We start from the raw sequence: 26,933 nt of genomic DNA, 5'->3' as shown, positions 1-26,933 counted from the left end.
CGGGCAGCGCGGCGGCGATGGCCAGGCCGGTCACCTCCGTCACGACGCCGGGATCGGCGGTCCCGCGGTGCCGACGGCGGTGCGGCGATACGGGGAGGCTGGGGAACTGAACGTCCACTTCGAACCGGGCGAACCACCGCGGGCGGGCCGGCTGGTCCTCGACGGCCGCCCGCTGTCCATTGCGGACGGTCTCGGGGAACTGCTGACCACGACCGATCCGTCGACGGCGTTCTGGGCGACCGCGGCGCAGGCCGCGCTGCGGCTGGTGGCGGCGGGACGGCTGCTGCCGGGCGTCACCGCGGCCGGGCACGACGCCTGGCGCGTCGGGCCGCTGGAGCCGGCGGAAGCCGGGTGGCTGCGGGAGCTCGCGGCGGCGATGCCGCCGGACGAACGGGCGCCGGGGCCGCTGCTGCGGGCGTTCCTCGACGCCGTCGCCGACACGCTGCCCCGCACGCCCGCCGCGGCGAAGGCGGCCGGCACGCGGTTGTTCGCCGCCGTCGCGCCGCAACGCGCGGATTCCCTGCGCGACTGGGCGGACGAGCTCGCCGCGGGGCTGGACTCGGGGATCCGGGTGTCGCTGCGGGTGGAGGCGCCGGACGGGTTCGCCGCCGGGCGCTTCCGCGCCGTGGTCCAGGTGCACAGCCTCACCGATCCCGGGCAGCTCGCCGATGCGGCGGAGCTGTGGGCCACCGGGCGGTTCGGGCCGCGGGCGCGCATCGACGTCGTGCTGGCGCTGCGGCGCGGCGCGCAGGTGTGGCCGGCGCTGGGCCCTCTGCTGACCTCGGCGGTGCCGGCCGAGCTGGCGCTCGGCGAGGACGACGTGGCGGAGCTGGTCGCGGCCGCGGCCCCGAGGCTCGCGGCGGCCGGGATCGAGGTCCACTGGCCGGCCGAGCTGGCGGGGTCGCTGACCGCGCGGGCCGTGGTCCGCGCCGGGGACGTACCGGGTGATCTGCCGTCGTTCTTCGGCGGCGGCCGGGCGCTGGAGTTCGACTGGCAGCTCGCGCTGGGCGGCGAGGTGCTGACCGAAGCGGAGCTGAACGCGCTCGCCGAGGCCCGCCGCCCCGTGGTGCGGCTGCGCGACCGCTGGGTGCTGGTCGACCCGGCGCTGGCGGCGAAGGCGCGAGAGCGGGCGCTGAAGCCGCTGAACCCGGTCGACGCGCTGGGTGCGGTGCTGTCCGGGACCACCGAGATCGACGGTGAGCCGGTCGAGGTCGTCACCGACGGCTGGCTGGCGCGGCTGCGGGAACGGCTGTCCGCGCCACCGGAACCCCAGGTGCCGCCGGCGGGACTGGCCGCGCAGCTGCGGGACTACCAGCTGCGCGGCCTGCAGTGGCTGGCCACCGTCACCGGGCTCGGTCTCGGCGGCTGCCTCGCCGACGACATGGGCCTCGGCAAGACGGTGACCCTGATCGCGCTGCACCTGCACCGGGCGTCGGGGCCGACCTTGGTGGTGTGCCCGGCCTCGCTGCTGGGCAACTGGGAACGCGAGATCCGCCGCTTCGCCCCCGGCGTGCCGGTGCGCCGCTTCCACGGCAGTGCCCGGTCGCTCGAGAACGTCGAGAGCGCCGCCGGGTTCGTCCTCACGACCTACGGCACGCTGCGCACGGATCCCGCGCCGCTGGCCGGCGTCCGGTGGGGGCTGCTGGTCGCCGACGAGGCCCAGCACGTCAAGAACCACCGCTCGGGTACGGCCAAGGCCCTGCGGCTGGTGCCCGCGGCGGCCCGGGTGGCGTTGACCGGGACGCCGGTGGAGAACACGCTTTCGGAGCTGTGGGCGATCCTCGACTGGACCGCGCCGGGCCTGCTGGGGTCGCCGGCGGAGTTCCGGACGCGCTGGGCGAGGCCGATCGAGGCCGGCGACCCGGGTGCCGCGGACCGGCTGGCCCGGTTGCTGCGGCCGTTCCTGCTGCGGCGCCGCAAGTCCGACCCCGGGATCGCCCCCGAGCTGCCCGCGAAGACCGAGACCGACCGGCCGGTGTCTCTCAGCGCGGACCAGGCAGCGCTGTACGAAGCCGTCGTGCGGGAGATGATGGCCGACATCGCCGCGAGCGACGGCATGGCCCGGCGCGGCCGGATCGTCAAGCTGCTCACCGCGCTCAAGCAGATCTGCAACCACCCGGCGCAGTACCTCAAGGCTCAGTCTCTGCAAGACGGTGGCCGCTCGGGCAAGGTGGAACTGCTCGACGAGCTGCTCGACACGATCCTCGCCGAGGGTGGCGCGGTGCTGGTGTTCACCCAGTACGTCGCCATGGCGCGGCTGCTGGAGAAGCACCTGGCCGGCCGCGGGATCGCCACGCAGCTGCTGCACGGCGGCACCCCGGTGGCGCGCCGCGAAGACCTGGTGACCCGCTTCCAGAACGGGGAGGTGCCGGTGTTCCTGCTGTCGCTGAAGGCGGCGGGCACCGGGCTGAACCTGACCCGCGCCGACCACGTCGTGCACTTCGACCGCTGGTGGAACCCGGCGGTGGAGGACCAGGCGACCGACCGGGCCTACCGGATCGGGCAGACCCGGCCGGTGCAGGTGCACCGGCTCGTCGCCGAAGGCACGGTCGAGGACCGGATCGCGGCGATGCTGCGGGAGAAGCGCGCGCTGGCCGACGCCGTGCTCGCCGGCGGCGAGGCCGCGTTGACGGAACTGTCGGACACCGAGCTGGCCGAGCTCGTCGAACTGAGGAGCGGCGGATGAGTGACGACCGGGTACGCGGGTTTCCCGCGTTCGGGGCCGCCGGGGCGCGGGGACGCTTCGCCAGGTCGTGGTGGGGCCGGGCGTGGCTGAGCGCGATGGAGGACACCGCGCTGGACCTGCGTCAGCTCAAGCAGGGCCGCAAGTACGCCGCGGCCGGCCTGGTCGGGCCGATCACGGTGAGCCCGGGCCGGATCACCGCGACGGTCGACGACGTCGACGGCGGCCCGTACCGGACGCAGCTGCGGCTGGCGGAACTGTCCGAAGGGGACTGGACGCGGTTCTTCGACCGGATCGCCTCGCGCGCCGGGCACCTGGCGGCGCTACTGGACCGGGACATGCCGCCCGACCTGGTCGAGGCGGCCGCCGATGCCGGTGTCGACCTGCTGCCCCGGATCGGCGACCTCGACCCGGAGTGCGACTGCCCCGGCTGGGAGCTGCCGTGCCGGCACGCGGCGGCGTTGTCGTTCCAGGCGTCGTGGCTGCTCGACGCGGACCCGTTCGTGCTGCTGCTGATGCGCGGCAAGGGCGAACGGGAGATCCGCGAGGAGCTGGAAAGCCGCACCGCGCCCCGCGAGACCGAGCTCGCTGCGGCGGACCGGACGCCGGGGGAGCTGCCCGACCTGGCCGGGTTCCGGCCTTCCGGGGCACCGTCGATCCCGGCCGCCCCCGGGGTGCCCGCCGAGGCGTTCGCCCTGCTGGTGGCCAACGCGTCGGGGCAGGCCCGTGCGCTGCTCGCCGGGCAGCCGTGGCCGGGCCGCCGGCACGACGCGGTCCGTTTGGCCGCGGAGTTCCCGTCGGTGGCCGGCCGGCTGGGGGAAGGCGGCGGCTTCGAGCGGGCGGTCGCGGCGTGGACGTACGGTGGCCGCGCCGGTCTGGAGGTCCTGGAATCGCCGTGGACACCGCCGAAGGCGGCACTGGCGGCCGCGCGGGCTGCGCTCGCCGACGTCCCGGACGAAGAAGTGGTCTTCGAACGCAACCACTGCACGGCCGGTGCGGTGCAGCTGCGGCTGGACCGCCGGGGCCGGTGGCACCCGTATCGGCTGGAGGGCGGCACGTGGTGGCCCGCCGGGGCGCCGGAGACCGATCCGGGGCTGCTGCTGGGCTGAAGTCGCGGCACGGCTTCCCCGCGCAGGCGCGGTTCTGTGCCCTCGTCGGGCTGCCCGGCCGCAGTACGCGTTCAGGTCCACCGGCGCCGCGGGGTGACCCGCGTCGGCGAAGACCGCCTCGCCGCGGGGATGACCAACCGGGACAGCCGGGGGGAATCCGCCGGTTTTCCCGGTATCCAGCGCGGTACTCGTTGTCTCCTGTCCCCTGACGGCGGGTTCCGCCGGGCCACTGGGGGTGCGGGCGCGCGGGTTTCCTTCCGCGCGCCCGCCCGGTTTTCGCCGGTGTCCGGCAGTGTCCGAATGGCCTGCTGTCGAGCTGGAGGGGGCTTCCCGAGCGGGGGTCCCCTCCAGCGTCAGGCCGTGGCCTGCACCGCGTAGTCCTTGACGTGCATCGAGTCGTGCATGCGCACGCCACCGGTGTTGAGCTTCGCGATCGCCCGCGTCAGCCCGGCGGGCAGCGCCGAGACGAGCTGGCCGCCGCGGGCCAGGGCCCACACCCCGGCGCGTGAGGTCGGGAGCAGGCTGCGCGCGGCGCCGGCGGCGAACACCCGGCTGCGGCGCACCAGCTCGCTCATTTCCCGTTCGTAGGCGGCGAAGGCGCGCTCGTGGTTCCCATCGGCCGCGGCCAGCTCGCCGGCCAGGACGTACGCGCCGAGCACGGCGAGGCTGGTGCTGCCGCCGACGGCCGGACCGGGACAGTAGCCGGCGTCGCCGACGAGGGTGACGCGCCCGCGTGACCAGGTGTCCAGCCGGAGCTGGGTGATCGAGTCGAAGTAGAACGGACCGCCGGTGCCGAGTTCGGCCAGCCAGCCGTCGACCTGCGGGTGCATCCCGGCGAACGCCTCCCGCAGCAGCTCCTTCTGCCGCGGGACGTCCCGGTGGTGGTAGTCGAGCGGCTGGTCGCGGCGGAACAGGAACACCGCGCGGGCGTCGCTCATGTGCCGGGCGCTGTAGATCGACGCGGTGCGGCCGGTGCCGAGGTGGGTGACGGCCTCGCCGTCCAGGCCGAGGGTGCCGGGCAGGGACAGCACCGCCAGGTAGGCGCCGATGAACGTCGTCAGCCCGGCCTCGTCCCCGAACACCAGGCGCCGGACGTTCGAGTGCAGCCCGTCGGCGCCGACGACGACGTCGAACCGGCGCGGCGGGGCGTGCTCGAAGGTGACCTCGCCCTCGGGGGAGATGGCGGTGATCGAGTCGCCGAAGAGGTACTCGACGTCCTCGCGGCCGGCGTCGAAGTAGATCTCGCTGAGATCGTCGCGCATCACCTCGACGTGCCGGTCGGAGGCGGCTTGGAAGAACTTCGACAAGTCCACCCGCGCCGGTCGTCGCACCCCTTCGCGGTACACCGTCATCCGGGTCGTGCCGGTGGCGAGGGCCTCGACGCGCGGCAGCACGCCCATCCGTTCGGTGATGTCCATGGCCGGCCGGAAGAGGTCGACGGCGTGGCCGCCGGTCTTGCGCAGCGCCGGGGCGCGTTCGACGACGGTGACGTCGAAGCCGTGCCGGGTGAGCCAGTACGCCAGCACCGGGCCCGCGATGCTGGCTCCGGAGACGAGAATCCGCACGAGTACCTCCCTGACTTAACGGTAGGTAAGTTGTACCACGAATCTTACCTATCGTTAAGTCAGTTATCCTGGGGCGGTGCCGAAGCCCTCCGACACCAAACAACGCATCCTCGACGTCGCCCGCGACCTGTTCACCAGCCAAGGGGTGCAGCGCACCAGCCTCCAGGACATCGCCGACCGGCTCGGCATCACCAAACCCGCGCTCTACTACCACTTCCCGTCACGCGACGACCTGGTGCGCAGCATCGTCCAGCCGCTGCTCGACGACGGCGAGAACTTCCTGCTCACCCAGGAAGCCCGCGGCGACGCGCCGGTGCGGGAGCTGATCGAAGGCTTCTTCGACTTCAACCACCGCCACCGCGCGGACGTCATCATGCTGCTCAACGAAATGCCGACCCTGGCCGACCTCGGGCTCATCGACCGGGTGCTGGGCTGGCGGACCCGGCTGACCGGCCTCATCTGCGGCCCGTCGCCCACCCTCGACCAGCAGGCCAGGGCCATCCTGGCGCTGGGCGGCCTGCAGGACGTCTGCATGCAGTTCCCCGACGCTCCCGTCGAGGAACTCAAGGCCGCGGCGGTCGCCGGGGCCCTCGGCGCCCTCGGCGGCTGAAATCTTGTCCGCCGCCCATGTCGAGAACGCGCCGGCAGCTCCGTCCCCGGGATGTCAGGCCCACCAGAGAAGGAGAAAGACCATGCAGCCGACCGAGATCGCCGAGGTGCTCGACAAGCCGCTCAGCCGCGAACTGCTGGCCCGTGACGTGACCCGGCTCGGCTACGTCGCCCAGGACGGCACCCCGCGCACGATCCCCATCGCGTTCACCTGGAACGGCTCGGAGATCGTCCTGTGCACGACCAAGAACTCCCCGAAACTGCCGTCGCTGCGCGCCAACCCCGCGGTCGCCCTGACCGTGGACACCGAAGTGCACCCGCCCAAGATCCTGCTCATCCGTGGCCGCGCCCAGCTCGACGTCGTCGAGGGCATCCCCGAGGAGTACCTGCAGATGAACGGCAGCTACGAGATGACGCCCGAGCAGCGGGTCGAGTGGGAACGCGAGGTCCGCTCGCTCTACGACGGCATGGTCCGGATCGTCGTCACCCCGACGTGGGCGAAGCTGATCGACTTCGAGACGACCCTGCCGAGCGCCGTCGAGGAGCTCGTCAAGCGACGAGCCGAACGCGGCTAACGGACCGCCGCGCGCTCGAGGATCGCTCCCGTGTCGACCCCGGCCGGGAGCGTGCCGAACGCGATGCCCCAGTCACCACCGAAGCGGGACGCGCAGAACGCGTCCGCGACCGCCGGGTGGCCGTAACGCACCAGCAGCGAACCCTGCAGCACCAGCGCCATCGCCTCGACCACCCGCCGCGCCCGGTACTCGATCGCCTCGAGGTCGGTCAGCTCCTTGCGCACGCGGTCCACGGCGTCGTCCAGCCGGGCGTCACCCCCGGCGGCCAGCTCGACCTCGGCGAAGAACGCCGCGACCGACTCCGGCTGCTTGCCCATCGCACGCAACGCGTCCAGCGCGGCGACGTTGCCCGAGCCCTCCCAGATCGACGACAGCGGCGCCTCGCGGTAGAGCCGCGGCATGCCCGACTCCTCGACGTACCCGTTGCCGCCGAAGCACTCCAGCGCCTCGGCCGCGTGCACCGGCGCCCGCTTGCACACCCAGTACTTCGACACCGCGAGCCCGAGCCGCCGGAACGCCTGCTCCTGGGCGTCGCCACGCCGGTCGCCCGCCGCGGCCAGCCGCATCGCCACCGTCGTCGCCGCTTCCGACTCGAGCACCAGGTCGGCCAGGACGTTCGCCATCAACGGCTGGTCCACCAGCGCCTTCCCGAACGCGCGCCGGTGGGTCGCGTGGTGCACCGCCCGCACCGCGCCCAGCCGCATCCCCGACGCACTGCCCAGCGTGCAGTCCAGCCGGGTGTTGTTGACCATCTCGATGATCGTGCGGACTCCGCGGCCCTCCTCGCCGAGGAGCCAGCCCACGGCGTGGTCGTACTCGATCTCCGACGAAGCGTTCGACCGGTTGCCGAGCTTGTCCTTCAACCGCTGCAGCCGGATCGGGTTGCGCGAGCCGTCCGGCAGGACACGGGGGAGCAGGAAGCACGAGAGCCCGCCGGGCGCCTGGGCCAGCGTCAGGAACATGTCCGACATCGGCGCCGAGGTGAACCACTTGTGCCCGACGAGGGTGTAGCTGCCTTCGGCGCCCGGGGTCGCCGTCGTGGTGTTGGCCCGGACGTCGGACCCGCCCTGCTTCTCGGTCATCGACATGCCCGCGATCAGCCCGCGCTTGGTCCCCGGCTCACGCAGCCCGAAGTCGTACTCGGTCGCCGCCAGCAACGGCTCGTACCGCGCCGCCAGCTCCGGGTTCGCCCGCAACGCCGGGATCGCCGCGTACGTCATCGAAATCGGGCAGCTGTGCCCAGCCTCGACCTGGCCCCAGACGTAGAACTTCGCCGCCCGCGCCGCGTGCGCGCCCGCGCGGGAGTCCCGCCACGCGGTCCCGTGCAGACCGTGCGACACCGCGACCGTCATCAACTCGTGCCAGTACGGGTGGAACTCCACCTCGTCGATCCGGTGGCCGTACCGGTCGTGCGTGCGCAGCACCGGCTCGTTCTCGTTGACCAGCCGGCCCCACTCCTGGGCCTGCTCGCTCCCGGCCCGCACACCCAGCTCGTGCAGCTCGCCGGCCGCCCAGCCCGCACCGGCCCGCTCCAGCCCGGCCAGCAGCGCCGGGTCGTCGGCGACGTCGTGGCCCGCCAGCGGCGGGACCTGGTTGGTGACCTCATGCGTGGCGGGCATCGGAACCTCCTAGAGCGCGGACGACGAACGTGCGAAGCTCGGCGACGTCACCAGCATTTCCCCTGGTCAACGGGCCGATCAAGACCTCGGCGGCGGCACCCACCAGCGCGGCCGCGGTGAGCCGGCCGTCCTGCGGCGGCAACGCGCCCTGCTGCACCCCGGCAGCGACGTGCTCGGCGACCACCTCGGTGAACGCCCGCCGGAACACCAGCCGCTCGGCGTCGATCACCGCGTCGACCGGCTCGGCCAGCAGCGCGTAGGCCTGCCTCGGGGCCTTCAGCGCGCGCTGCGCGAACGTCTCGAACACCGCCAGCACCCGCTCGGCGGGCTCACCCGGCTGCGCGGACGCCGCCCGGACCGCCTTGACCTCCCGCGTCACGACCTGCCGGAACACGTGCACCACCAGGTCGGCCTTGGTGGGGAAGTGCCGGTAGACACTGCCCACGGCCACGCCGGCGCGCTCGGCGACCGCGGCAACCGAACAGCCGCCGTAGCCGTGCTCGGCCAGCTGGCGCGTCGCGGCGGCGACGATCGTCTCCCGCTGGGCGTCGAGGCGTTCCTGCACCTTCGGGGTGCGGCGGTAGGGCACGTCAAGAAGTGAAGCACTGATTCATTACTTCAGTCAACGCTCCAGCAGCCGGCACAGGGGAGTGGCGAAGCCGAACGCGATCCGCCGCCGCACCCGGATCCCGCCGTCCACCGGCACACACTCGAACTCCGCCTCGAAGGTCGAACCCGGCGCGCGAACCGGTTCTCCGCCCCGGTCGGGCATTGGCTCGATTCCTCCGTGGCCGCCCTGCACCTCACCCGATCACGGACCCCGCTTCACCAGCGCCACGAGATACCGGCAGGGCAGTGACCCCGGATTCGCGAACACACAGTCCGCCGCGGCCCCCAGCTGCAGACAGTCCCCGGCGTCCAGCTCGTGCACCTGCGCCCCCTCGTGGAACCGCAGATGCCCAGCCAGCACCCAGATCTGCTGGTGCAGGAACGCATACGTCCCCGAGGCCAGTGGCACCTCCGCACCCGGCGGCAGCTCCACCTCCACCAGCTCCAGCGGCCGGCCGGCCGCTGGGGAGACCGACCGCCGCCGGTACCCGGTGCCCGGATCCACCCACACCGGCTGCTCCGCCGCCCGCACCAGCCGCCGCTCGTCACCCTCGGCCCGCGCGATCAGCTCCGACAGCGTCAGGCCCAGCGCGCCCGACAGCTTCGCCAGCAACGCCGCCGTCGGCTGCACGTCACCCCGCTCGATCTTGCCGATCATCGCCCGCGACACCCCCGACCGGTCGGCGAGCGCCGCGGCCGAAAGACCCCGGGACGTGCGGGTGGCGTGCACCGTGGCGGCCAGGCGAGCGGTCAGGGGATCGGTCATAATCTGAATACTATACGAGCCTCATTGGCTACCATATGAGCCATGATCCGAGACGCCACCTCCGCGGACGCCGCCGCCTGCGCCGCCCTCTACGCGCCCTACGTCACCGACACCGTCATCTCCTTCGAAACCGAACCGCCCGACGCCGGCGAAATGGCCCGCCGCATCGCCGCCGCCCACGCCTGGGTCGTCCTCGAAGACAGCGGCAGCATCGCCGGCTACGCCTACGCCACCCGCTTCGCCGAACGCGCCGCCTACCGCTGGTCCTGCGAGACGAGCATCTACCTCGAACTGGGCCGACGCCGCACCGGCGTGGGACGCGCCCTCTACGAGGCCCTGTTCGAGCGGCTGCGCGAACGTGGATTCTGCCGCGCCTTCGCGGGCATGACCCTGCCGAACGACGCCAGCGCCGGCCTCCACCGCGCGCTCGGTTTCGAGCCGGCAGGCGTCTACCGCCGGGTCGGCTGGAAACACGGCGCCTGGCGTGACGTCGCCTGGACCCAGAAGGACCTCAGCGCAACTGAAGGTTGCACATCCGCGCCGCGCGAGCTAGCGTGAAACGCAACCAAACGTTGCACAAGGAGCTTCCATGGACCACGGCACGCTCGACCGCGAAATCCACATCGACGCCGCACCCGACGTCGTCTTCGACGTCGTGAGCAGCCCCGAACACCTCCGCGAATGGTGGCCCGACGAAGCCGAATACCCCGTCGAACCCGGGGGAGCGGGACGCATCGGCTTCGGCGGCTCCTGGGTCCAGTTCACCGTCGTCGACGCCATCCCCCCGAAACTCTTCTCCTTCCGCTGGACCCACGCCGAAGGGGAGACCGCCGCACCGGGCAACTCCTTCCTCGTCGTCTTCGAACTCGAACCCGCCGGCACCGGAACCCGCCTGCGCATGACCGAAACGGGCTTCCGCGAACGCGGCTGGGACGAAGCCAAGATCGCCGCCGAATACACCGACCACGAAACCGGCTGGGACCACTTCCTGCCCCGGCTGCCCGCCTACGCCACCAAAGTCGGAGCCGCCCGGTGACCACCGCCGTGGACGACGACCTCTGGTCGGCCATCGGCGACCCCACCCGGCGCCGGCTGCTCGACCTGCTCCTGAACGAGGGGAGCGGCACCGCGACCAGCCTCAGCGACCACCTTCCGGTCACGCGCCAGGCCGTCGCCAAGCACCTCGCCGTCCTCGGCCGCGCCGGTCTCGTCCACGCCCACAGCGCCGGACGCGAGAAACAGTTCCGCGTCGACGAAGCCCAGCTCGCCCGCGCCGTCGCCCAGCTCACCGACGTCGGCAACACCTGGGACGCGCGGCTCCGCCGCATCAAGCGCATCGCCGAAACCATCGAAAGGAACCGATAGAAATGGACATCCTGCACCGCATCGGCATCCGGAACGCCACCCCGGAAAAGGTCTACGACGCCATCACCACCATCGACGGCCTGGCCGGCTGGTGGACCGAGGAAACCAAGGGGGACACCGACCTCGGCGGCGTCATCGCGTTCCGCTTCATCCCGGGCGGCTTCGACATGCAGGTCATCGAACTCGACCCGGGCCGGCTCGTCCGCTGGGAAGTCGCCGACGGGCCGCCGGAGTGGGTCGGCACGACGATCCGCTGGGACCTGGCACAGCGCGACGACTACACGATCGTCCTGTTCAAGCACGAAGACTGGCGCGAGGCCGGTGAGTTCATGCACCACTGCAGCACGAAGTGGGCGAGCTACCTGCTGAGCCTCAAGCAGCTCGTCGAGACCGGGGAAGGAGCCCCGAGCCCGCGAGACGTGGCGATCAGCGACTGGCACTGACGTTACTTGACATAATGTACATTATCGGCACTTGGTGACGTGCTGCGGCGGATGCCGAGAGGGGCGAATTGACCCCTGGTTGCCCAGGAGGGTTCCGTCGTCAGAACGGCTCCTGCGAAGGCTCCGGCCGCCTCGCTTGACGCAGGACCGCCGCACCCCTCCGGGAATGGCTTACGTCAGGCCCGGAGAGCGTCCCCTGTGGCCGTGGATCCGACATCCCGTCACCCGACCCCAAAACGTCACGGTGACGAAATCGTCCGAGTATCCAGTGCTCGACAGCCAGGTTCGACGGCGCCGAATCGGCGGACTTGCCACCGGCTTGACCGGCTTGTCCGGCTGTCTCGTGAGCCCTGGCTGACCAGATCGAACATATGAACGACTCGCTGCTGCACGCGTGAACTGGTGCCCATGAGGGCTCGAATGGGCCGCGGCAAGACCCGGCATCCCCCGGGAGTGGAGTTCGGGCCACCCCGGTGTTTCATGCATAATTGCGGTTATGCATGAAACACCGGGTCCGGACGCGGAAACTGTCGGTGGCGTGCGGTACAAGATCCACATGAAGGTTTCCGAGGCTCAGCAAGCCTTCTTCGCCGCCCGCCGTCCCCGCAAGGACTCTCCGCACACGACCGACGCCTACCGCCGGGATCTCGCCGGCATCACCACTCTCCTGGTTTCCGAGCTCGGCCGCCCGGCCGAGGACCTGGCGGTCGCCGACCTCACCGGGCCGGCGCTGCGGGCGGCGTTCGGGGTGTTCGCGGACGGCCACGCGAAGAGTTCGGTGCTGCGGGCGTGGTCGACGTGGAACCAGTTCCTCACGTTCTGCGTGGCCGACGGGCTGCTGGCGGGCAATCCGATGGGCGCGGTGGCGCGGCCGCGGACGCCGGCGTTGACGCCGAAGCCGTTGCGGGGCGAGGAGACCCCGGAGCAGCTGTTGACGGCGGCGGCCGCGGGTTCGCGGCGCGCGCGGGACCCGTGGCCGGAGCGGGATGTGCTGGTGATCGCGCTGGGGCTGGTGGCAGGGCTGCGGGCGGCGGAGATGCGGGCGTTGACGCCGCGGTCGCTGGTGGGGCGTGCCGGTGAGCTGCGGTTGCACGTGCGGGGCAAGGGCAGCCGGGATCGGTCGATTCCGGTGCAGCCGGTGCTGGCGGAGCTGATCGAGCGGTACCGGGAGTCGTGCCGGGTGCGGTTCCCGAACGTGCGGTTCTCCCCCGGTTCGCCGTTGCTGCTGGATCGGGCGGGTGAGCCGATCGGGCGGGGTGCGCTGGAGTACCTGGTGAAGTCGTGTTACCGGGGGGCGGGGTTGCACGACCGGGTGCCGGTGGGGGCGAATCTGCACGCGTTGCGGCACACGTTCGCGACGCGGTTGGCGGAGGACGGGGCGACGGCGTCGGAGATCATGGCGTTGCTGGGGCACGCGAGCTTGGCGACGAGTCAGAACTACATCGAGGCCACGGGCCGGGAGCAGCGTGCGGCGGCGGCAAGCAACCGGACGTACCGGGCGTTGGACGGGCTGGGGTGAGTACGCGTGTCGTCCACCGGGGTACGGGTCAGCGGAGTTGTTCGAGGTCCTTTGCCGCGCGGGCGATTTCCTGGGCCAGGCTGCGGAGCTCGCTGGGGTCGGCGCCGTCGTCGGCGGCGGTGACGATGTCTTCGGCGGCGCAGCGGAGCTGGAACAGGCGGTCCTGGAGGGCGGCGATCTCGGTGTCGGAGAGGACGACCGCGTCTTCGGGTAGCCCGCTTCGCTGGAGGGCGGTGCGGCGTTCGTAGGCGCGCTGGCGGCAGGATTGGCCGCAGTAGCGGCGGCGGCGGCCGACGTTGCCGCCTTCGGGGAGGCGTCGTCCGCACCAGCCGCAGTGCTTGGGGGCGCCTCGGCGGGCCGGGGCGAGGTCGATCGTGGTCGGCTGGGTCAGTTCGGCGGTTTCCCTCACCGGGGTGACCCTAGCTGGCCATCGCTTGCTCATGCCGGGGTCATGGCGGAAGTGCACACTTGAGGGATGCACGCGTCGTTCCCGTACCTGGCCGATCCGCTCCCCCGGGCTTTCGCCCACCGGGGGTGGCACCTCGATGAGCTCGACGGGCTGGAGAACTCGTTGCCGGCGTTCCAGCGGGCGTGTGCGGAGGGCTACCGGTACCTGGAGACGGATGTGCACGCGACGGCGGACGGTGTGGTGGTGGTGCACCACGACCCGAGGCTGGATCGGACGACCGATGGGTCGGGGCCGATCGCGACGCAGACGTGGGAGCAGCTGAAGAACGTCAAGGTGGGTGGGAGGGCGCCGCTGTCGCGGCTGGAGGACGTGCTGGAGGAGCTGCCGGATGCGCGGTTCAACGTCGATGTGAAGGCCGATCAGGCGGTGGAGCCGTTCGTGCGGGTGCTGGAGCGGACGGGGGCGTTCGACCGGGTGGCGGGGGCGGCGTTCTCGGACGCGCGGCTGGTGCGGTTGCGGAAGCTGGCGGGGCCGAAGCTGGTGACGGCGATGGGGCCGCGGTCGGCGTTGGCGTTGTGGGCGCGGGGGAAGCTGCCCTTGTTGCCGTTGGGGCGGCTGGTGCTGGGGGCGATGGCGCAGGTGCCGGTGCGGCAGGGGGTGTTGCGGGTGGTGGACAAGGCGTTCCTGTCGATCGCGGGGCGGTCCGGGATCGAGGTGCACACGTGGACGATCGACGATCCGGCGGAGATGCGGATGTTGCTGGACCTCGGGGTGCACGGGATCGTGACGGATCGGCCGGATCTGCTGCGTGCGGTGCTGATCGAGCGGGGTGTGTGGCAGCGGTCGCAGGAGCCGTGAGCGTCAGCGGGGTGGTTTGCCGGTCCAGGCGGCGTCCCAGGTTTTGGGGCCGAGGAGGCCGCTGTCCTTGATGCCGTTGGCGCGTTGGAGGTCGAGGACGGCGGTGCGGGTCTTCTCGAGGTAGCAGCCGGTGCCGGAGAAGCCGTAGCCGAAGGTGTTCATGCGGAGCTGGAAGGTCTTGAGCGGGTTGGCGCAGTCGCCGTAGTCGTAGACGACGCCGGGCCAGGCGGGCCGGGGGCCGCCCGGGCCGGGGGGTGGGGCGGGCAGGCCTCCCCCGCCGATGTAGGCGGATTCGGTGTAGGTGGGGACGCGTTTGCTGCGGGCGTCGGCGTCGCCGGCGAGGTTGAGCATGCCGGCGCACTGCCAGGGTTGCCAGCCGCGCATGCGGTAGAGGTAGAGGGCGCGGTAGTCCTGTTCGGTGGGGGCGGCCTGGTCGGGGCGGCCTTGGCCGCCGACGCTGCGCCAGGTGGGCAGGTTGAACTGGTAGGCGCCGTAGTAGCCGTTGCCGGTGTTGGTGGTGTAGCGGTTGCTCGACTCGCACATGCGGAGCTTGGCCCAGGCTGTCGGCGCGGGGTCGGCGGCGGCGATGGCGGGGGTGGTGAGGGCCAGACCCGTGACGGCGAACGCGAGGAGCAGGAGTCTCGGCACGGTGCGTCGGCGGTTCTGGATCATGGGAGCACAGTAGGAGGGTGCCCCTTTGACCACAACAGACGCAGTGTGCGCCTGAGTCCCATGTGGAACAGCGTTCGCCTTGTCTGCGGCGCGCGGTGGCGGCGGGTTCCGCGGAGGGGTGGCGAGCCCGAAGCGACAAACCGGACACGGTTGGTGTGGTGTGGTCATCGGTGCCGCCGTCTCCCCGTAGTCTCCGCGCTGACCTGGAAGTTCCCGAGGTGAGGAGCCGTGGATGACGCTGGCCGGGACGCGCTCGACCAAGCGCGAGCGCTGGGGCTGGTATTTCTACGACTGGGCGAATTCGCCGTTCTATTCGTCGACGACGACGGTGTTCGGCGCGCTGTCGATGAGCTCGATCGCGGCGGCGGACGCGAAGACGAACTTCACCCTTAACGGGGACAGGCCGTGCGTGAACGCGGCCGGTGGGACGGACACGCTCCAGCACTGCGATGTGACGTTGTTCGGGCTGCAGTTCCCGGCCGGCTCGGTGTGGGGCTACCTGTTGTCGGTGGCGACGGTGGTGCAGGTGCTGGTGCTGCCGATCGCCGGTGCGGTGGCGGATCGCAGCCACAACAAGCGGCGGATCCTGGGTGGGTTCGCGTTCCTGGGTGCGGCGGCCGCGGCGGCGATGTTCTTCCTGGCGGGTTCGGACTGGCAGCTCGGTGTGGTGCTGTTCATCGTGGCGAACATCGGCTACGGCGGTTCGCTGGTGATCTACTACTCGTTCCTGGCCGACATCGGGGGGCCGGACGAGCGGGACGACATCTCGGCGAAGGGCTGGGCGTTCGGGTACCTGGGCGGCGGGCTGGCGCTGGCGTTGCAGCTGGGCTTCTACCTCGGTCACGACGCGTTCGGGGTCGATCAGGGTCTCGCGGTGCAGATCTGCTTCCTGACTTCGGGGCTGTGGTGGGCGGCGTTCACGGTCCCGGCGGTGCGTGCGCTCCCCCGCCGGCACACGCCGGTGGATGTCGCCCCTGGGTCGTCGGTGCTGCGGGCGGGGTTCACCGAGCTGAAGCAGACGGTCGTGGCGGCGAAGGCGTACCCGTTGACGCTGGCTTTCCTGGGCAGCTACCTGGTGTTCACCGACGGCATCAACACGGTGGTGACGGTGTCGGCGCAGTACGGCAAGGACGAGCTGGGGTTCGGGAACGAGGTGCTGATCGTCACGATCCTGGTGATCCAGTTCGTGGCGTACCTGGGTGGCACGCTGCACGGGCTGGTGGCGCGGCGGATCGGGGCGAAGCGGACGATCCTGGGCAGCTTGGTGCTGTGGATCGTGGTGCTGGGTGGGGCGTACTTCGTGCAGGCCGGGCGGATGGGGCAGTTCCTCGCGGTGGCGGTGGGGATCGGGTTGGTGCTGGGTGGGACGAACGCGCTGTCGCGGTCGTTGTTCAGCCAGATGATCCCGGCGGGCAAGGACGCGCAGTACTACTCGCTCTACGTCGTGGGTGAGCGTGGGACGTCGTGGCTGGGTCCACTGGTGTTCGCCGGGGTCGGGCAGGCGACGGGGTCGTTCCGGCCGGCCATCGTGGCGCTGGTGGTCTTCTTCGCGGTGGGGCTGGTGCTGGTCGCGCTGGTGCCGGTGCGGCGGGCGATCGTGGCGGCGGGCAACCGTCCGCCGAAGGTTCTGTAGCCACCGATAGGGTCGGGCGTCGTGACCTTGTTGAACGACGGTGCCGCCGGCCCCGATCCCACGGACGCGTTGTCGTCGGTTCCCGCGGCCGGTTCGCGTCGCGGGACGCCGCCGGTGGGCAGGCTGAAGTTCTGCTACGGGCCGATGGACTGCGGGAAGTCGACCCTGGCGCTGCAGATCGACCACAACCACGCGCGGCAGGGCCGCCGGGGGCTGGTGCTGGTGCGCCACGACCGGTCGGGTGTGCCGCAGATCTCCAGCCGGATCGGGTTGACGCGCCAGGCGGTGGAGGTCGGTGAGGACACCGACGTGCGTGAGCTGGTGCGGCAGGAGTGGGCGCAGGGCCGGCACGTGGACTACGTCGTGGTGGACGAGGCGCAGTTCCTCTCCCCCGGTCAGGTGGATCAGCTGGCCGAGCTGGCCGACGCGGTCCAGATCGACGTGTACTGCTTCGGGATCGCGACGGATTTCCGGAGCCGGTTGTTCCCGGGGGCGGCTCGTCTGTTCGAACTGGCGGACGAGTTGCAGCCGGTTCAGGTGGAGGTGCTGTGCTGGTGTGGACTGGCTGGGCGCTTCAACGCGCGGGTGGTGGACGGCGAGGTTGTGCGGGAGGGCGATACCGTCGTGGTGGCAGATACCGAACAATCCGTAGTTGAAACTTCAGCTTCAGCACGTTTTGAGGCCGAATTCACTACTGTGCGTTATCAGGTATTGTGTCGGCGCCACTTTCGATCGGGTGACTTGGGTCCGGTTACTACCCCTCACGGTCAGTTACGGTTGACCTGAGCGATACGCTAGTAGCCCATCCGGGGGATATCAGCACTAAGAAGGCCGTATTGACGTCACGCCGAAGCGCGAAATGCCTCCTACTAGTGGAAGCTGATGCAGGCGGGTGACGCAGCTCATCGTGAGCAACGACATGGCATCTCGGGAATCCTCCCGGGGCCCCAGTCGTTGCATAGGGTGAGCAACACCCTGGCTCCACCCCGGAGCTGACTGAAAGGACCCCCATCATGGCCGACCGTGTTCTTCGTGGAAGCCGGCTGGGAGCGGTCAGCTACGAGACCGACCGCAACCACGACCTCGCCCCACGCCGCACCGTGCGCTACGCCTGCCCGAAGAACCACGAGTTCGAGGTGCCGTTCTCCGACGACGCCGAGATCCCCACGGTCTGGGAGTGCCGCCTGCACGGCAGCGAATCGGAGATCGTCGATGGTGGGCAGCCCGAGCAGAAGAAGGTCAAGCCGCCGCGCACCCACTGGGACATGCTGCTCGAACGGCGCACGATCCCCGAGCTCGAGGACCTGCTCAACGAACGTCTCGCCGAGCTGAAGGGCCGCCGGACCTCCCGGTCGGCGTAACCCTCCGGGCCTCGGCCCAGTAGCCAAGCTCTCACCACGACGAAAGGCCCCCGCGACCTCCCCCCGCGGGGGCCTTTCGCATGCCCGCAGGGCCGATCCTCCGGGTCGGGGTCAGGCCGGACGGAAGGGGCCGTGGAGTGCGGCCCACTGCAGGAGCATGATCGTCTTGGCGTCCGCGATCTCGCCGGTTTCGATCATGGCCAGGGCCTTGGTGAACGGGAGTTCGAGGACTTCGATGTCTTCGCCCTCCTCCGCGATGCCGCCGCCGGCGCCGCGGTCGGCGGGGTCGTAGGGCGCCGCGTAGCAGTGCAGACGCTCGGTCACCGAGCCCGGGCTCGTGTAGACGTCGAACACGTGCTCCAGCGCGCCGATCCGCACGCCCGTCTCCTCCGCCGCCTCCCGCCGGATCGCTGTCTCCGGGTCGTCGGCGTCCAGCAGGCCGGCCGCGGTCTCCACGAACATGCCGTCCGGGTGCTCGTTGACGTAGACCGGGTAACGGAACTGGCGGGTCAGCAGGACCGTGCCGCCCTGGAGGTCGTAAAGCAGCACCGTGGCGCCGTTGCCGCGGTCGTAGGTCTCACGCTGCTCGGTCGTCCAGCGGCCGTCGCCGTGCTGGTAGTCGAACGTCGTGCGGCGCAGCACGTACCAGGCCGACGAGAGCAGCTCCACGTTGGTGACCCGGACCCGCGGGTTGCGGGACAGGCTTGTCGAAGAGGTCATACCGCGACCATAATGTGCACAACTCGGAAGAAACAAGGAGGATCGTGCATGCTGGTCGGGGAACGTCGTGAACTGCTGCTCGCCCGGCTCGCCGCCGACGGCAAGGTCCTGGCGAAGGACGTCGCGGCCGAGCTCGGGGTCTCCGAAGACAGCATCCGCCGCGACCTGCGGGACCTGGCCGCCGCCGGGCTCTGCCAGCGCGTCTACGGCGGCGCGCTGCCCGTCTCCCCCGCCGTCGCCGACTACGCCAGCCGCACGGCCATCGCCGTCGGCGGCAAGGACCGGGTCGCCGCGGTGGCCGCCACGCTGGTCGAGCCCGGCTCCACGGTCATCCTGGACGGCGGCACGACCACGCTGGCCGTCGCGAGAGCCCTGCCCGAAGACCTCGAGGCCACCGTCGTCACCCACAGCCCGACCGTCGCCGTCGCCCTGCTGGACCACCACGGCATCGAGGTGTTCCTGCTGGGCGGGCGGCTGTTCCGCCACTCCGCGGTCACCTGCGGCGCGGCCGCGGCCGAGGCCGCCCAGGCGATCAGTGCCGACGTCTTCCTCCTCGGCGTCACCGGCGTCCACCCGGAAGCCGGCCTGACCACCGGCGACGCCGACGAAGCCGCGATGAAGCGCACCCTGGCCCGGCGCGCGGCCGACACCTACGTGCTGGCGAGCGCCGAGAAGCTCGGCGCGGCCTCGCGGTTCGCCGTGCTGCCCTTCACCGAGGTCGCCGGGATCATCACCGACGCCGACGACCAGAACGTGCAGGAACTTGCAGCGCGGGGCGTGCCGATCCTGCGGGCGTGACCTCGGTGTACCACTCGCGGCCCGCCACCAGCCCGAACAGCGGCGCCGGCAGCCACACGAGCACCCGGAGCACCGTCGAGAGCCGCCCACCGCCGCGCACGTCGGACACGTGCGCCGCCAGCGCCGCCTGCTTGCGCGCGGCGAACCGCCGCACGTCGAACCGGTGCGTGACGGCCGAGGCGGGGCTGTAGGCGTGATGGAGCGCTTCGACGTCGTACTCGAACGGGATCCGCGCGGCCCGGACCACCCGCACGAACCGCAGCGCGAAGTCGCGGGGCACGGTGGCCTCCAGCAGCCGCGTCCCGGTCAGCCGGGCCGCGCGGCGGGCGACTTCGTGCACCTTCACGTGGTCGCGGTGGCCGTAACCGCCGTTGCCGTCGTAGCCGAGCAGCAGGTCGGCGTGCTCCTCGTGCAGCAGGGCCGCGAGCCGGTGCGCGGCTTCCTCGGTGTCCGCGCGGGCGAAGCGCTGCCGTCCGGGCGGGTCCGCGTACAGCACGGGCCCGTGGCCGCTGTCGGCGTAACCCAGGTGCACGACGCGCCGGACGCCGAGGATGGCCGCCGCGGCCTCCAGTTCCGCCCAGCGCGGCGTCGGGTGCTCGGCCGCCATGCCGTCGGTGGCCACGACGACCACCACCCGGTGCCCGTCGGCGGCGGCACGGGCCAGCGTGCCGCCGCTGAGCAGGACGGGGTCGTCGGCGTGGGCGTGGAAGGCCACGATGGTCGTCACCGGCCCCATGATGGCCGAGAACGGGAGAAAACGGGGTAAGGGCGGTTCAGGCGCGCTTGACGAGCTTGCGCAGCTGGTGCCAGCGGCGCTCGACGCCCCACTTGGCCACCCGCAGGAACGCCTCGCGGATGATCGAGCCGTCCATCTTCGACTCGCCGATCTCGCGCTCGGTGAAGGTGATCGGCACCTCGACGATCTCGAACCCGGCTTCGGCCGTGCGGATCGTCAGGTCGATCTGGAAGCAGTAGCCGTGCGAGTTGACCTCGTCCAGGGCCAGCTTCTCCAGCACCGGACGGCGGTAGGCGCGGAAGCCCGCGGTGATGTCGCGCGTGCGCATGCCCAGCGCGATCTGCGAGTAGACGTTCGCGCCGCGGGAGAGGATCTGGCGCTTCAGCGGCCAGTTCACCACGCTGCCGCCCGGCACGTACCGCGACCCGATGGCCAGGTCGGCGTCCCCGACCGCGTCCAGCAGCCGCGGCAGGTCTTCCGGCGCGTGCGAGCCGTCGGCGTCCATCTCGACGATCGTGGCGTACTCCCGCGCCAGGCCCCAGCGGAACCCGGCGATGTAGGCCGCCCCCAGCCCCGCCTTTTCGGTCCGGTGCATGACGTGGACGTTCCCGTTCGCGGTAGCGCGCTCGTCGGCGAGCTCGCCGGTGCCGTCCGGGCTTCCGTCGTCCACCACGAGCACGTGCACGTCCGGAAGTACCTTGTGCAGGCGATCCAGGATCGGGCCGAGGTTCTCCCGTTCGTTGTACGTCGGGATCACCACCAGCACCGGCTCGATTTCCCGGGCCCCCCGCGGCGCCTGCGACATCCGTGCTCCTCCGATATCCGCGGCGGTCAGTCCGCCGCTTCCCCTGCCGTGCCGGCGCTGGTGCGCCGGGTGCGAAAACGGAGCACGAGCCCGCCGGCCACCCCGGCGATCGCCAGAGCCAGCAGCCCGTACTCCGTCCACGCACCTAGTTGATCCGACAGCGTAGTCTGCGTCCGCAGCGGGACGCGCCCGACCAGGGAATCCGCCGTGAAAAGGCCCGTTGAGCTGGTCACCGAGCCGTCGGGCGCGACGACCGCGCTCACGCCTGAGACGGCGGACACCACGACGGACCGGCCGTGTTCGACCGCCCGCAGCCGCGACATCGCCAGCTGCTGCTCGCTCATCTCGCTGCGGCCGTACCAGGCGTTGTTGGTCGGCACCACCAGCAGCTCGGCGCCGGCGCGGACGGCGTCGCGGGCCGGGTAGTCGAACGCCGTCTCGTAGCAGATGAACACGCCGACCTTCGTGCCCGCGACGTCCATGGTCTGGTTCGCGCCGTCGCCGGGGACCATGTCGACGGTCTCCTGGTCGAGGAACGGGGTGACCAGTTCGGCGACCTTGCGGGCGGGCACGTACTCCCCGAAGGGCACCAGCTGCTGCTTCGCGTAGCGCCGGCCCGGCCCGGTGTGCGGGTCCCAGGCGATGACGGAGTTCTGCAGGTGCCGATCGGGCAGCTCGTAGATCGCGCCGATCAGCGCGGGCACCCCGAAGGTGGCCACGAGCTGGTCGATCTGCGGGTCCGGGCCGGTGACGGTGGTGGCGCTCTCCGGCCACACCACCAGGTCCGGCTTCGGTACCTTCCCGGCCTGGACGGCCGCGAGCAGCCGCTCGCTCTCGGCGAGGGTGTCGCGGCGCAGCAAGGCCCGCTCCCCCTGCAGGGCGAGCCCGATGTCCGGGGCGTTGCCCTGGACGGACGCGACGGTGAGCTCGCCGTCCTGCGCGCCGGTCCCGATCGCCGGCCACAGCGCCAGGCCCGCGACGACGGGCAGCAGGGTGCCGAGGACGGCGAGGACGGCCGGCCGGGTGAACTTGCGTGCCTTCCCCAGGCGGGCGGCCAGCGAGGCCAGGCCGAATCCGGTGAGGACGACGGCCAGGCCGACCAGCGGAGCGCCGCCGAGCGAAGCCAGCGGCAGGAACGCGCCTTCGGGCTGGCTGAACGCGACCCGGCCCCACGGGAAGCCGCCGAGGGGGAACCACGCGCGCGGGGTCTCCAGTGCGATGAACACCAGCGCGCCCCACAGCGGCGCGGCCGGCAGCCGGGACACCAGGGTGATCAGGCCGCCCGCCAGGCCGTGGTAGAGCGCCAGCGCGAACGACAGGCCCAGCCACGGCCACGGGCCGAAGTCGGGGCCCAGGAAGTCCAGGAGCCAGGTCAGCAGCGGCAGGAAGAACGTGAGGCCGAACGCGAAGCCGTAGCCGAAGCCGGCCCGGAAGCGGCGTTCGCGCAGCACGAGGGCCAGCCCGGCGAAGGCCAGCGGTGCGAGCCACCACAGCGGGCGCGGCGCGAAGCTCAGGTAGTAGGCGAATCCGGACACCAGTGCCGCGGACGAACGCAGCAGCCAGGCCCGGGGGAACCGCCGCGTGCGGGCGGGCTGGTGCGGGGCGCCCGGTTCGGGGTCCGCCACGGTGACTGCCACGGTCGACAACTCTAGGTGATGGTGTCGTGGAGGACTTCACCCGCGCGGACCGTGCGCAGGCAGTGCGGCAGGACGGCGTCCGGTTCGAGCCTCGGCAGCGGCGGCACGCCGGCCCGCGGGTCGGTGGACCAGCGCTGCACGCGGCTGTCCGGGGTGGCCACGACGAGGTCGGTGGCGTCCCAGATCGCGTAGTGCGCCGGCGCGCCAGGGACGAGGCTGCCGGTGACGCCGTCGTTGACGCCGGCCGCCCGGTGCCCGGCCCGGGTGTGGGCGGTGAACGCCGCGCGTGGCGACAGGCCCGCCCCCGGCGTCCGGTGGTGGACCGCGGCGCGGACGCTCGCCCACGGGTCCAGCGGCGTCACCGGGGCGTCGGAGCCGAAGACCAGCAGGACGCCTTCCGCGGCGAGCGTCGAGAACGGGTTGAGCCCGGCTGCGCGGTCCGCGCCGAGCCGCTCGGCGTACATGCCTTCCGGCCCACCCCACAGCGCGTCGAACAGCGGCTGGGCCGAGGCGGCCACGCCCCAGCCGGCCAGCTGCTTCGCTTGCTCGGCGGTGACCATCTCGAGGTGCTCCAGCCGGTGCTGGCGGGCGGCCAGCGCGCGGGGCCCGACCTCCTTCTCCGCCAGGCGGAAGCCCTCGATCACCTCCGCGACGGCGGCGTCGCCGATGACGTGGAAGCCGGCCTGCAGCCCGGCTTCGGTGCAGGCGGTGAGGTGCTCGGCGATGCGGTGCGCGTCGAGGTAGAGCGTCCCGTCGCCGGGGTGGTCGGCGTAGGGCCGGGTGAGCGCCGCGGTGTGGGAGCCGAGGGCGCCGTCGACGAACAGGTCGCCGGCCAGCCCGCGGACGCCGAGTTCGCGGGCGGTGTCGACGGCGCCGAGCTCGCCCCAGTAGCCGACGACCTCGGGGGTCCGCGGTCCGGCGAGGGTGAGCAGGGCGGTGAGGTCGTCCCGGCCGGAGATGTCGGGGCCGGCGCATTCGTGGACGCTCACGATGCCGTGCCTCGCGGCCTCGGCGAGGAAGGCCCGCTGGGCGCGGTCCCGCTGCCCGGGGGTGATGGCGGCGCGCACGGCCGCGCGGACGGCGTGGTGGGCGGCCCGGGTCAGCGGGCCGTCGGGCGACCAGCCGTCGGCGGCGCGGGCGGCTGGGGCCAGCTCGACCAGGGCGGTGGAGACCAGCGCGGAGTGGACGTCGACGCGGCTGAGGTAGACGGGTGCGCCGTCGGCGGCGGCGTCGAGTTCGGCACGGCTGGGCAGCCGCGGGTCGGTCCAGGTGGTCTCGTCCCAGCCGTGGGCGAGCAGGAGCTGCCCGGGGACGGCGGCGTCGTGCACGCGGCTCAGCAGCCCGGCGCGGTCGCGGACACCGGTGAGGTCGAGGCCGGTCAGGTGCAGGCCGGTGGCGGTGGCGTGGACGTGCGCGTCGACGAAGGCGGGCGCGACGAACGCGCCGTCGAGGTCGACGATCCGGGCGCCGGGGTGCAGGGCGCGGGCCGGGGCGTCCTGCCCGACCCAGACCACGGTGCCGCCGGTGACCGCCATCGCCGTGGCGTCCGGGCCGGCGGGGGTGTAGATGCGCCCGCCGAGCAGGAGCGTCGTGCTGTCGTCCGTCACGCCTCCGAGTCTCCCCCGCCGTCCCGATCTTCGTCCACGTGGGGGAAGCGAGGTGAGCAGGCAGGAAGATTTACTCCGTGAGAACGTTATGACAGGATATTTTAACGCGTTCCCGACGACTAGGAGTACAAGTGACTGCGATCCAGGAACCTGTGACGCCTGCCGCCGCCTTCGACCAGCCCTACGAGTACGCCCGCGCCGAGCTGGTGGAACCCGACTGGCGCCGTTTTCCTGGCTGGCACGATGTCACCGACGCCGAGTGGCGCGACGCGCAGTGGCAGCGGGTGCACTGCGTCCGCAACGTCAAGCAGCTGCGCGCGCTCATGGGCGACCTGCTGGAGGAGCGCTTCTACGAGGACCTGCTCGCCGACCAGCGCGAGCTGGCGACGATGTCGATGCTGCTGCCCCCGCAGATGCTCAACACGATGGCCCCGACGGCCGGCACCGACCCGGCCAAGGTGACCGAGGCCTTCTACGCCGACCCGATCCGCCGCTACATGCTCCCGGTCCGCAGCGATCGCGACGCGGTGTGGCCCAGCCACCCGCACTCGGAACGCGACTCGCTGCACGAGGCGGAGATGTGGGTCGTGGAGGGGCTGACCCACCGGTATCCGACGAAGGTGCTGGCCGAGATGATCTCGACGTGCCCCCAGTACTGCGGGCACTGCACCCGCATGGACCTGGTGGGCAACTCCACGGAGACGGTCGAGAAGCACAAGCTGACGCTCAAGCCGGTCGACCGCCAGGACGCGATGATCGCCTACCTCAAGAAGACCCCGGGCGTCCGCGACGTCGTCGTCTCGGGCGGCGACGTGGCCAACGTGCCGTGGCCGCAGCTGGAGTCGTTCCTGATGCGCCTGATGGACATCGACACGGTCCGCGACATCCGCCTGGCGACGAAGGCCCTCGCGGCGCTACCCCAGCACTGGCTCCAGCCGAAGGTCGTCGAGGGCCTCGAGCGCGTCGCCGTGACCGCCCAGCGCCGGGGCGTGAACCTGGCGATCCACACGCACGTCAACCACGCCCAGTCGGTGACCCCCCTGGTGGCGGAGGCGGCCCAGACGGCCCTGAACGTGGGAGTGCGCGACGTCCGCAACCAGGGCGTCCTGATGCGCGGCGTCAACGCGACACCGGCGGCACTGCTGGACCTCTGCTTTGCCCTGCAAGGAGAAGCGAACATCCTGCCGTACTACTTCTACATGTGCGACATGATCCCGAACGCGGAGCACTGGCGGGTTTCGGTGCACGAGGCGCAGGAGTTGCAGCACGCCATCATGGGGTACTTGCCGGGGTATGCGACCCCGCGGATCGTGTGCGACGTGCCTTATGTCGGGAAGCGGTGGGTGCACCAGCTCGCAGAGTACGACCGGGAGCTGGGGATCTCTTACTGGACGAAGAACTACCTGACCAGCGTGGACAAGGCGGACGCCGAGGATCGCGGGGAGGCGCTGCAGCGGCGCTACCCCTACTACGACCCGATCGCCACCCTGCCCGAAGCCGGCCAGCAGTGGTGGGCGAACCGCTCCCGCTGACGCCGGCGCGTCACCGTTCGAGAGGTGTGCCGAGGGGTGCCGTGGGGCCCGATCTGGGCCGTGCGACACCCCTTCGGCCTTCTCCGGCGTTTGGGCTGGTCAGTGCCGGTGCGTACCGGTTGCGACCGATCGCCATACGGCCCAGAAACGGCCCAGAAATTCCGCTGTGGACGGAGCGGTGCGCCCCGGCAACCACTGCGGCTCGGTCCATCGACCAAAGGCTCCAAACGCCTTTTCATGAGGTGAATCCATTCGCATTCGCGCCCAAAAATCTGGCAATATCGAGGCGTAAAAGACCTGAAATGATAAGACTTTTAGTCCCGCTGCTGCGGCATTTGATCAGAATTGTGTGACCGTGCCTAGCATGGCTGATCGACACATGACGTAGAGTAGTTTCGTCACATAGCACAGCTAATAGCTGTCACGGACTGTTACGGTTGAGCTGCCGTCGGACGGTCCGAGCTGCGAGAACCGACCGACGGTCGTCGCAGCCCAGGTCAGAAGCGACAAATTATCGACGCGCTCCCCCCCCTGTAGACAATGTGGGTAATACCCGTGGGTATCACCCACATTTTGTGGTCTGGGGAAGCTCGACCTATGCGGCGGCCGCGAATGCACGCGATGGCAGGGGGGTGTGCCAATTGCGCATGGGTGCTGGCACCCTGGGAATGTGCCCAGGCCCGCAGCTTCCTCCGACCCAACGGCGGCCCCGCGCCTCGACGTCGATCTGCGCCCGTCGACGGTGCGCCAGTACTCCGCCAAGACACTCGCGTGCTACCGAGCCCGGCTCGTGCACTACCAGCACTGGTGCCGCATCCGCGGCTACCAGCACGGAACCGACACGATCACGACCTCCAAGCTCATCGAGCACGTCCACGACCAGATCAACCGCTGGAACGACCACGACGACCCGGACCCCATCGGCTACCCGCGGTACCGGCCAGACACCATCCGCCAGACCGTCAACGCCCTCGTCTACTGGGCCGAACGCAGCACCGGCCAACCACCCGACGACCGCGCCACGAAAGAAGTCCTCCGCCGCTTCACCGACGACTTCAACCAGACCCATCCCGCAGCGTGGCGAGTAGCCGCACGCCGATCACCCAGGCCACGGCGCCAAGTCATTCAGCGACCGTCCCGGTGAGGCTCTGGCGGAGAGGCGGCGCCGATTAGGCCGTTGTAGCTGGCCACCTCGGACTGCTGCGCCTGGGTGAGAACCCGCTGGAGTGCAGCGGGAAGTACCCGGTCCGCTGCGACGACACCGCGGCGCAGCAGCGGTTCCTTCCGCGAGCTGGCGGCCGGC

Annotated in this window: 28 protein-coding genes; 16 read left to right on the top strand and 12 right to left on the bottom strand. The window is 71.3% G+C overall.

From position 1 onward, the window contains the following. Nucleotides 1-172 precede the first annotated feature (172 nt). Entirely contained in the window at nucleotides 173-2,686 is a 2,514-nt protein-coding gene (locus tag AB0F15_RS39945; protein WP_360282174.1) for a DEAD/DEAH box helicase, read from the top strand. Next, entirely contained in the window at nucleotides 2,683-3,792 is a 1,110-nt protein-coding gene (locus AB0F15_RS39940) for an SWIM zinc finger family protein (RefSeq protein WP_360282172.1), read from the top strand. The genes AB0F15_RS39945 and AB0F15_RS39940 overlap by 4 nt, the downstream gene beginning before the upstream one ends. Nucleotides 3,793-4,145: 353 nt before the next feature. Here the strand turns inward: AB0F15_RS39940 and AB0F15_RS39935 are convergent, their stop codons facing one another. After that, nucleotides 4,146-5,357, bottom strand: a complete 1,212-nt coding sequence (locus tag AB0F15_RS39935; protein ID WP_360282170.1) for an FAD-dependent monooxygenase — start codon at nucleotides 5,355-5,357, stop codon at nucleotides 4,146-4,148. Between the two features lie 76 nt (nucleotides 5,358-5,433). Here AB0F15_RS39935 and AB0F15_RS39930 point away from each other — a divergent pair, with 76 nt between their 5' ends. After that, nucleotides 5,434-5,967: a TetR/AcrR family transcriptional regulator gene (locus AB0F15_RS39930; RefSeq protein WP_360282168.1), complete on the top strand. Its 534-nt coding sequence runs from the start codon at nucleotides 5,434-5,436 to the stop codon at nucleotides 5,965-5,967. An 82-nt stretch (nucleotides 5,968-6,049) separates the two neighbouring features. After that, nucleotides 6,050-6,541: a pyridoxamine 5'-phosphate oxidase family protein gene (locus tag AB0F15_RS39925; RefSeq protein WP_360282166.1), complete on the top strand. Its 492-nt coding sequence runs from the start codon at nucleotides 6,050-6,052 to the stop codon at nucleotides 6,539-6,541. Here AB0F15_RS39925 and AB0F15_RS39920 read toward each other — a convergent pair. The 4 genes from AB0F15_RS39920 to AB0F15_RS39905 are packed head-to-tail and all read right to left on the bottom strand — an operon-like array spanning nucleotide 6,538 to nucleotide 9,535. After that, nucleotides 6,538-8,160, bottom strand: a complete 1,623-nt coding sequence (locus tag AB0F15_RS39920; protein WP_360282164.1) for an acyl-CoA dehydrogenase family protein — start codon at nucleotides 8,158-8,160, stop codon at nucleotides 6,538-6,540. The two genes, AB0F15_RS39925 and AB0F15_RS39920, sit on opposite strands and share 4 nt — an antisense overlap. Next, nucleotides 8,144-8,749 carry a TetR/AcrR family transcriptional regulator gene (locus AB0F15_RS39915; RefSeq protein WP_360282162.1) on the bottom strand — a complete coding sequence of 202 codons (606 nt, stop codon included), beginning with the start codon at nucleotides 8,747-8,749 and terminating at the stop codon, nucleotides 8,144-8,146. Before AB0F15_RS39915 ends, AB0F15_RS39920 begins: the two co-directional genes overlap by 17 nt. Before the next feature lie 33 nt (nucleotides 8,750-8,782). Further along, nucleotides 8,783-8,932: a hypothetical protein gene (locus tag AB0F15_RS39910; RefSeq protein WP_360282160.1), complete on the bottom strand. Its 150-nt coding sequence runs from the start codon at nucleotides 8,930-8,932 to the stop codon at nucleotides 8,783-8,785. A gap of 39 nt (nucleotides 8,933-8,971) precedes the next feature. Next, complete coding sequence (locus tag AB0F15_RS39905; RefSeq protein ID WP_360282158.1) at nucleotides 8,972-9,535, bottom strand: XRE family transcriptional regulator; 564 nt, start codon at nucleotides 9,533-9,535, stop codon at nucleotides 8,972-8,974. A 42-nt stretch (nucleotides 9,536-9,577) separates the two neighbouring features. Here AB0F15_RS39905 and AB0F15_RS39900 point away from each other — a divergent pair, with 42 nt between their 5' ends. The 5 genes from AB0F15_RS39900 (at nucleotide 9,578) to AB0F15_RS39880 (ending at nucleotide 12,862) form a co-directional block, all read left to right on the top strand. After that, entirely contained in the window at nucleotides 9,578-10,093 is a 516-nt protein-coding gene (locus AB0F15_RS39900) for an N-acetyltransferase family protein (protein ID WP_360282156.1), read from the top strand. 31 nt (nucleotides 10,094-10,124) lie between these two features. After that, nucleotides 10,125-10,571 carry an SRPBCC domain-containing protein gene (locus AB0F15_RS39895; protein ID WP_360282154.1) on the top strand — a complete coding sequence of 149 codons (447 nt, stop codon included), beginning with the start codon at nucleotides 10,125-10,127 and terminating at the stop codon, nucleotides 10,569-10,571. Beyond that, nucleotides 10,568-10,900: a helix-turn-helix domain-containing protein gene (locus AB0F15_RS39890; RefSeq protein WP_360282152.1), complete on the top strand. Its 333-nt coding sequence runs from the start codon at nucleotides 10,568-10,570 to the stop codon at nucleotides 10,898-10,900. The genes AB0F15_RS39895 and AB0F15_RS39890 overlap by 4 nt, the downstream gene beginning before the upstream one ends. Before the next feature lie 2 nt (nucleotides 10,901-10,902). Continuing rightward, complete coding sequence (locus AB0F15_RS39885; RefSeq protein ID WP_360282150.1) at nucleotides 10,903-11,343, top strand: SRPBCC domain-containing protein; 441 nt, start codon at nucleotides 10,903-10,905, stop codon at nucleotides 11,341-11,343. Nucleotides 11,344-11,881: 538 nt separating this feature from the next. Then, nucleotides 11,882-12,862 (top strand): tyrosine-type recombinase/integrase, encoded by a 981-nt coding sequence (locus tag AB0F15_RS39880; protein ID WP_360282148.1) that lies wholly within the window; start codon nucleotides 11,882-11,884, stop codon nucleotides 12,860-12,862. A gap of 28 nt (nucleotides 12,863-12,890) precedes the next feature. Here AB0F15_RS39880 and AB0F15_RS39875 read toward each other — a convergent pair whose 3' ends face one another. After that, nucleotides 12,891-13,271: a hypothetical protein gene (locus tag AB0F15_RS39875; protein ID WP_360282146.1), complete on the bottom strand. Its 381-nt coding sequence runs from the start codon at nucleotides 13,269-13,271 to the stop codon at nucleotides 12,891-12,893. Nucleotides 13,272-13,337: 66 nt separating this feature from the next. Here AB0F15_RS39875 and AB0F15_RS39870 point away from each other — a divergent pair, with 66 nt between their 5' ends. Beyond that, the gene (locus AB0F15_RS39870) at nucleotides 13,338-14,129 is read left to right on the top strand and encodes a glycerophosphodiester phosphodiesterase (protein WP_360282144.1); all 792 of its coding nucleotides are present in this window, start codon (nucleotides 13,338-13,340) and stop codon (nucleotides 14,127-14,129) included. A 3-nt stretch (nucleotides 14,130-14,132) separates the two neighbouring features. Here the strand turns inward: AB0F15_RS39870 and AB0F15_RS39865 are convergent, their stop codons facing one another. Continuing rightward, nucleotides 14,133-14,801, bottom strand: a complete 669-nt coding sequence (locus AB0F15_RS39865; RefSeq protein ID WP_360282142.1) for a transglycosylase family protein — start codon at nucleotides 14,799-14,801, stop codon at nucleotides 14,133-14,135. A 232-nt stretch (nucleotides 14,802-15,033) separates the two neighbouring features. Between AB0F15_RS39865 and AB0F15_RS39860 the strand changes: the two genes are divergently transcribed. From AB0F15_RS39860 to AB0F15_RS39850, 3 genes are all read left to right on the top strand, one after another. Continuing rightward, nucleotides 15,034-16,434, top strand: coding sequence for an MFS transporter (locus AB0F15_RS39860; RefSeq protein ID WP_360282140.1), 1,401 nt, complete (start codon nucleotides 15,034-15,036; stop codon nucleotides 16,432-16,434). Nucleotides 16,435-16,455: 21 nt separating this feature from the next. After that, nucleotides 16,456-17,220 carry a thymidine kinase gene (locus AB0F15_RS39855; RefSeq protein WP_360282138.1) on the top strand — a complete coding sequence of 255 codons (765 nt, stop codon included), beginning with the start codon at nucleotides 16,456-16,458 and terminating at the stop codon, nucleotides 17,218-17,220. 227 nt (nucleotides 17,221-17,447) lie between these two features. Next, complete coding sequence (locus AB0F15_RS39850) at nucleotides 17,448-17,795, top strand: RNA polymerase-binding protein RbpA (RefSeq protein ID WP_003081521.1); 348 nt, start codon at nucleotides 17,448-17,450, stop codon at nucleotides 17,793-17,795. Nucleotides 17,796-17,906: 111 nt separating this feature from the next. On the opposite strand, the gene AB0F15_RS39845 is transcribed toward AB0F15_RS39850, so the two are convergent. After that, nucleotides 17,907-18,515 carry an NUDIX domain-containing protein gene (locus AB0F15_RS39845; protein ID WP_360282136.1) on the bottom strand — a complete coding sequence of 203 codons (609 nt, stop codon included), beginning with the start codon at nucleotides 18,513-18,515 and terminating at the stop codon, nucleotides 17,907-17,909. 48 nt (nucleotides 18,516-18,563) lie between these two features. Between AB0F15_RS39845 and AB0F15_RS39840 the strand changes: the two genes are divergently transcribed. After that, a complete protein-coding gene (locus AB0F15_RS39840; protein WP_360282134.1) occupies nucleotides 18,564-19,313 on the top strand; it encodes a DeoR/GlpR family DNA-binding transcription regulator in 750 nt (249 codons plus the stop codon). Here AB0F15_RS39840 and AB0F15_RS39835 read toward each other — a convergent pair. Genes AB0F15_RS39835 through AB0F15_RS39820 form a run of 4 tightly spaced genes read right to left on the bottom strand, consistent with a single transcriptional unit; the run spans nucleotide 19,246 to nucleotide 24,098 of the window. Next, the gene (locus AB0F15_RS39835; protein WP_360282132.1) at nucleotides 19,246-20,049 is read right to left on the bottom strand and encodes a PIG-L family deacetylase; all 804 of its coding nucleotides are present in this window, start codon (nucleotides 20,047-20,049) and stop codon (nucleotides 19,246-19,248) included. The two genes, AB0F15_RS39840 and AB0F15_RS39835, sit on opposite strands and share 68 nt — an antisense overlap. A gap of 37 nt (nucleotides 20,050-20,086) precedes the next feature. Then, the gene (locus AB0F15_RS39830; protein WP_360282130.1) at nucleotides 20,087-20,854 is read right to left on the bottom strand and encodes a polyprenol monophosphomannose synthase; all 768 of its coding nucleotides are present in this window, start codon (nucleotides 20,852-20,854) and stop codon (nucleotides 20,087-20,089) included. A gap of 26 nt (nucleotides 20,855-20,880) precedes the next feature. Further along, nucleotides 20,881-22,491 carry an apolipoprotein N-acyltransferase gene (gene lnt / locus AB0F15_RS39825; protein WP_360282128.1) on the bottom strand — a complete coding sequence of 537 codons (1,611 nt, stop codon included), beginning with the start codon at nucleotides 22,489-22,491 and terminating at the stop codon, nucleotides 20,881-20,883. Between the two features lie 11 nt (nucleotides 22,492-22,502). Continuing rightward, entirely contained in the window at nucleotides 22,503-24,098 is a 1,596-nt protein-coding gene (locus AB0F15_RS39820; RefSeq protein ID WP_360282126.1) for an amidohydrolase, read from the bottom strand. Nucleotides 24,099-24,229: 131 nt separating this feature from the next. On the opposite strand from AB0F15_RS39820, the gene AB0F15_RS39815 reads away from it, so the two are divergent. Together AB0F15_RS39815 and AB0F15_RS39810 are read left to right on the top strand one after the other, a co-directional pair. After that, nucleotides 24,230-25,630, top strand: coding sequence for a lysine 2,3-aminomutase (locus tag AB0F15_RS39815; protein ID WP_360282124.1), 1,401 nt, complete (start codon nucleotides 24,230-24,232; stop codon nucleotides 25,628-25,630). 670 nt (nucleotides 25,631-26,300) lie between these two features. Next, nucleotides 26,301-26,774, top strand: coding sequence for a hypothetical protein (locus tag AB0F15_RS39810; protein WP_360282122.1), 474 nt, complete (start codon nucleotides 26,301-26,303; stop codon nucleotides 26,772-26,774). The last annotated feature ends 159 nt before the right edge of the window (nucleotides 26,775-26,933 follow it).

The sequence above is a fragment of the Amycolatopsis sp. NPDC026612 genome (assembly GCF_040638285.1).
Lineage (GTDB): Bacteria > Actinomycetota > Actinomycetes > Mycobacteriales > Pseudonocardiaceae > Amycolatopsis.
Note: the sequence above shows the minus strand (reverse complement) of the source record. Positions and strands in the feature narration are given on the sequence as shown.

Coding starts and splice junctions, on each gene's coding strand:
- AB0F15_RS39885 (WP_360282150.1), top strand. CDS start 10,903: ATGGACATCCTGCACCGCATCGGCATCCGGAACGCCACCCCGGAAAAG.
- AB0F15_RS39830 (WP_360282130.1), bottom strand. CDS start 20,854: ATGTCGCAGGCGCCGCGGGGGGCCCGGGAAATCGAGCCGGTGCTGGTG.
- AB0F15_RS39900 (WP_360282156.1), top strand. CDS start 9,578: ATGATCCGAGACGCCACCTCCGCGGACGCCGCCGCCTGCGCCGCCCTC.
- AB0F15_RS39910 (WP_360282160.1), bottom strand. CDS start 8,932: ATGCCCGACCGGGGCGGAGAACCGGTTCGCGCGCCGGGTTCGACCTTC.
- AB0F15_RS39850 (WP_003081521.1), top strand. CDS start 17,448: ATGGCCGACCGTGTTCTTCGTGGAAGCCGGCTGGGAGCGGTCAGCTAC.
- AB0F15_RS39925 (WP_360282166.1), top strand. CDS start 6,050: ATGCAGCCGACCGAGATCGCCGAGGTGCTCGACAAGCCGCTCAGCCGC.
- AB0F15_RS39905 (WP_360282158.1), bottom strand. CDS start 9,535: ATGACCGATCCCCTGACCGCTCGCCTGGCCGCCACGGTGCACGCCACC.
- AB0F15_RS39920 (WP_360282164.1), bottom strand. CDS start 8,160: ATGCCCGCCACGCATGAGGTCACCAACCAGGTCCCGCCGCTGGCGGGC.
- AB0F15_RS39835 (WP_360282132.1), bottom strand. CDS start 20,049: ATGGGGCCGGTGACGACCATCGTGGCCTTCCACGCCCACGCCGACGAC.
- AB0F15_RS39940 (WP_360282172.1), top strand. CDS start 2,683: ATGAGTGACGACCGGGTACGCGGGTTTCCCGCGTTCGGGGCCGCCGGG.
- AB0F15_RS39840 (WP_360282134.1), top strand. CDS start 18,564: ATGCTGGTCGGGGAACGTCGTGAACTGCTGCTCGCCCGGCTCGCCGCC.
- AB0F15_RS39870 (WP_360282144.1), top strand. CDS start 13,338: ATGCACGCGTCGTTCCCGTACCTGGCCGATCCGCTCCCCCGGGCTTTC.
- AB0F15_RS39865 (WP_360282142.1), bottom strand. CDS start 14,801: ATGATCCAGAACCGCCGACGCACCGTGCCGAGACTCCTGCTCCTCGCG.
- AB0F15_RS39860 (WP_360282140.1), top strand. CDS start 15,034: ATGACGCTGGCCGGGACGCGCTCGACCAAGCGCGAGCGCTGGGGCTGG.
- AB0F15_RS39895 (WP_360282154.1), top strand. CDS start 10,125: ATGGACCACGGCACGCTCGACCGCGAAATCCACATCGACGCCGCACCC.
- AB0F15_RS39845 (WP_360282136.1), bottom strand. CDS start 18,515: ATGACCTCTTCGACAAGCCTGTCCCGCAACCCGCGGGTCCGGGTCACC.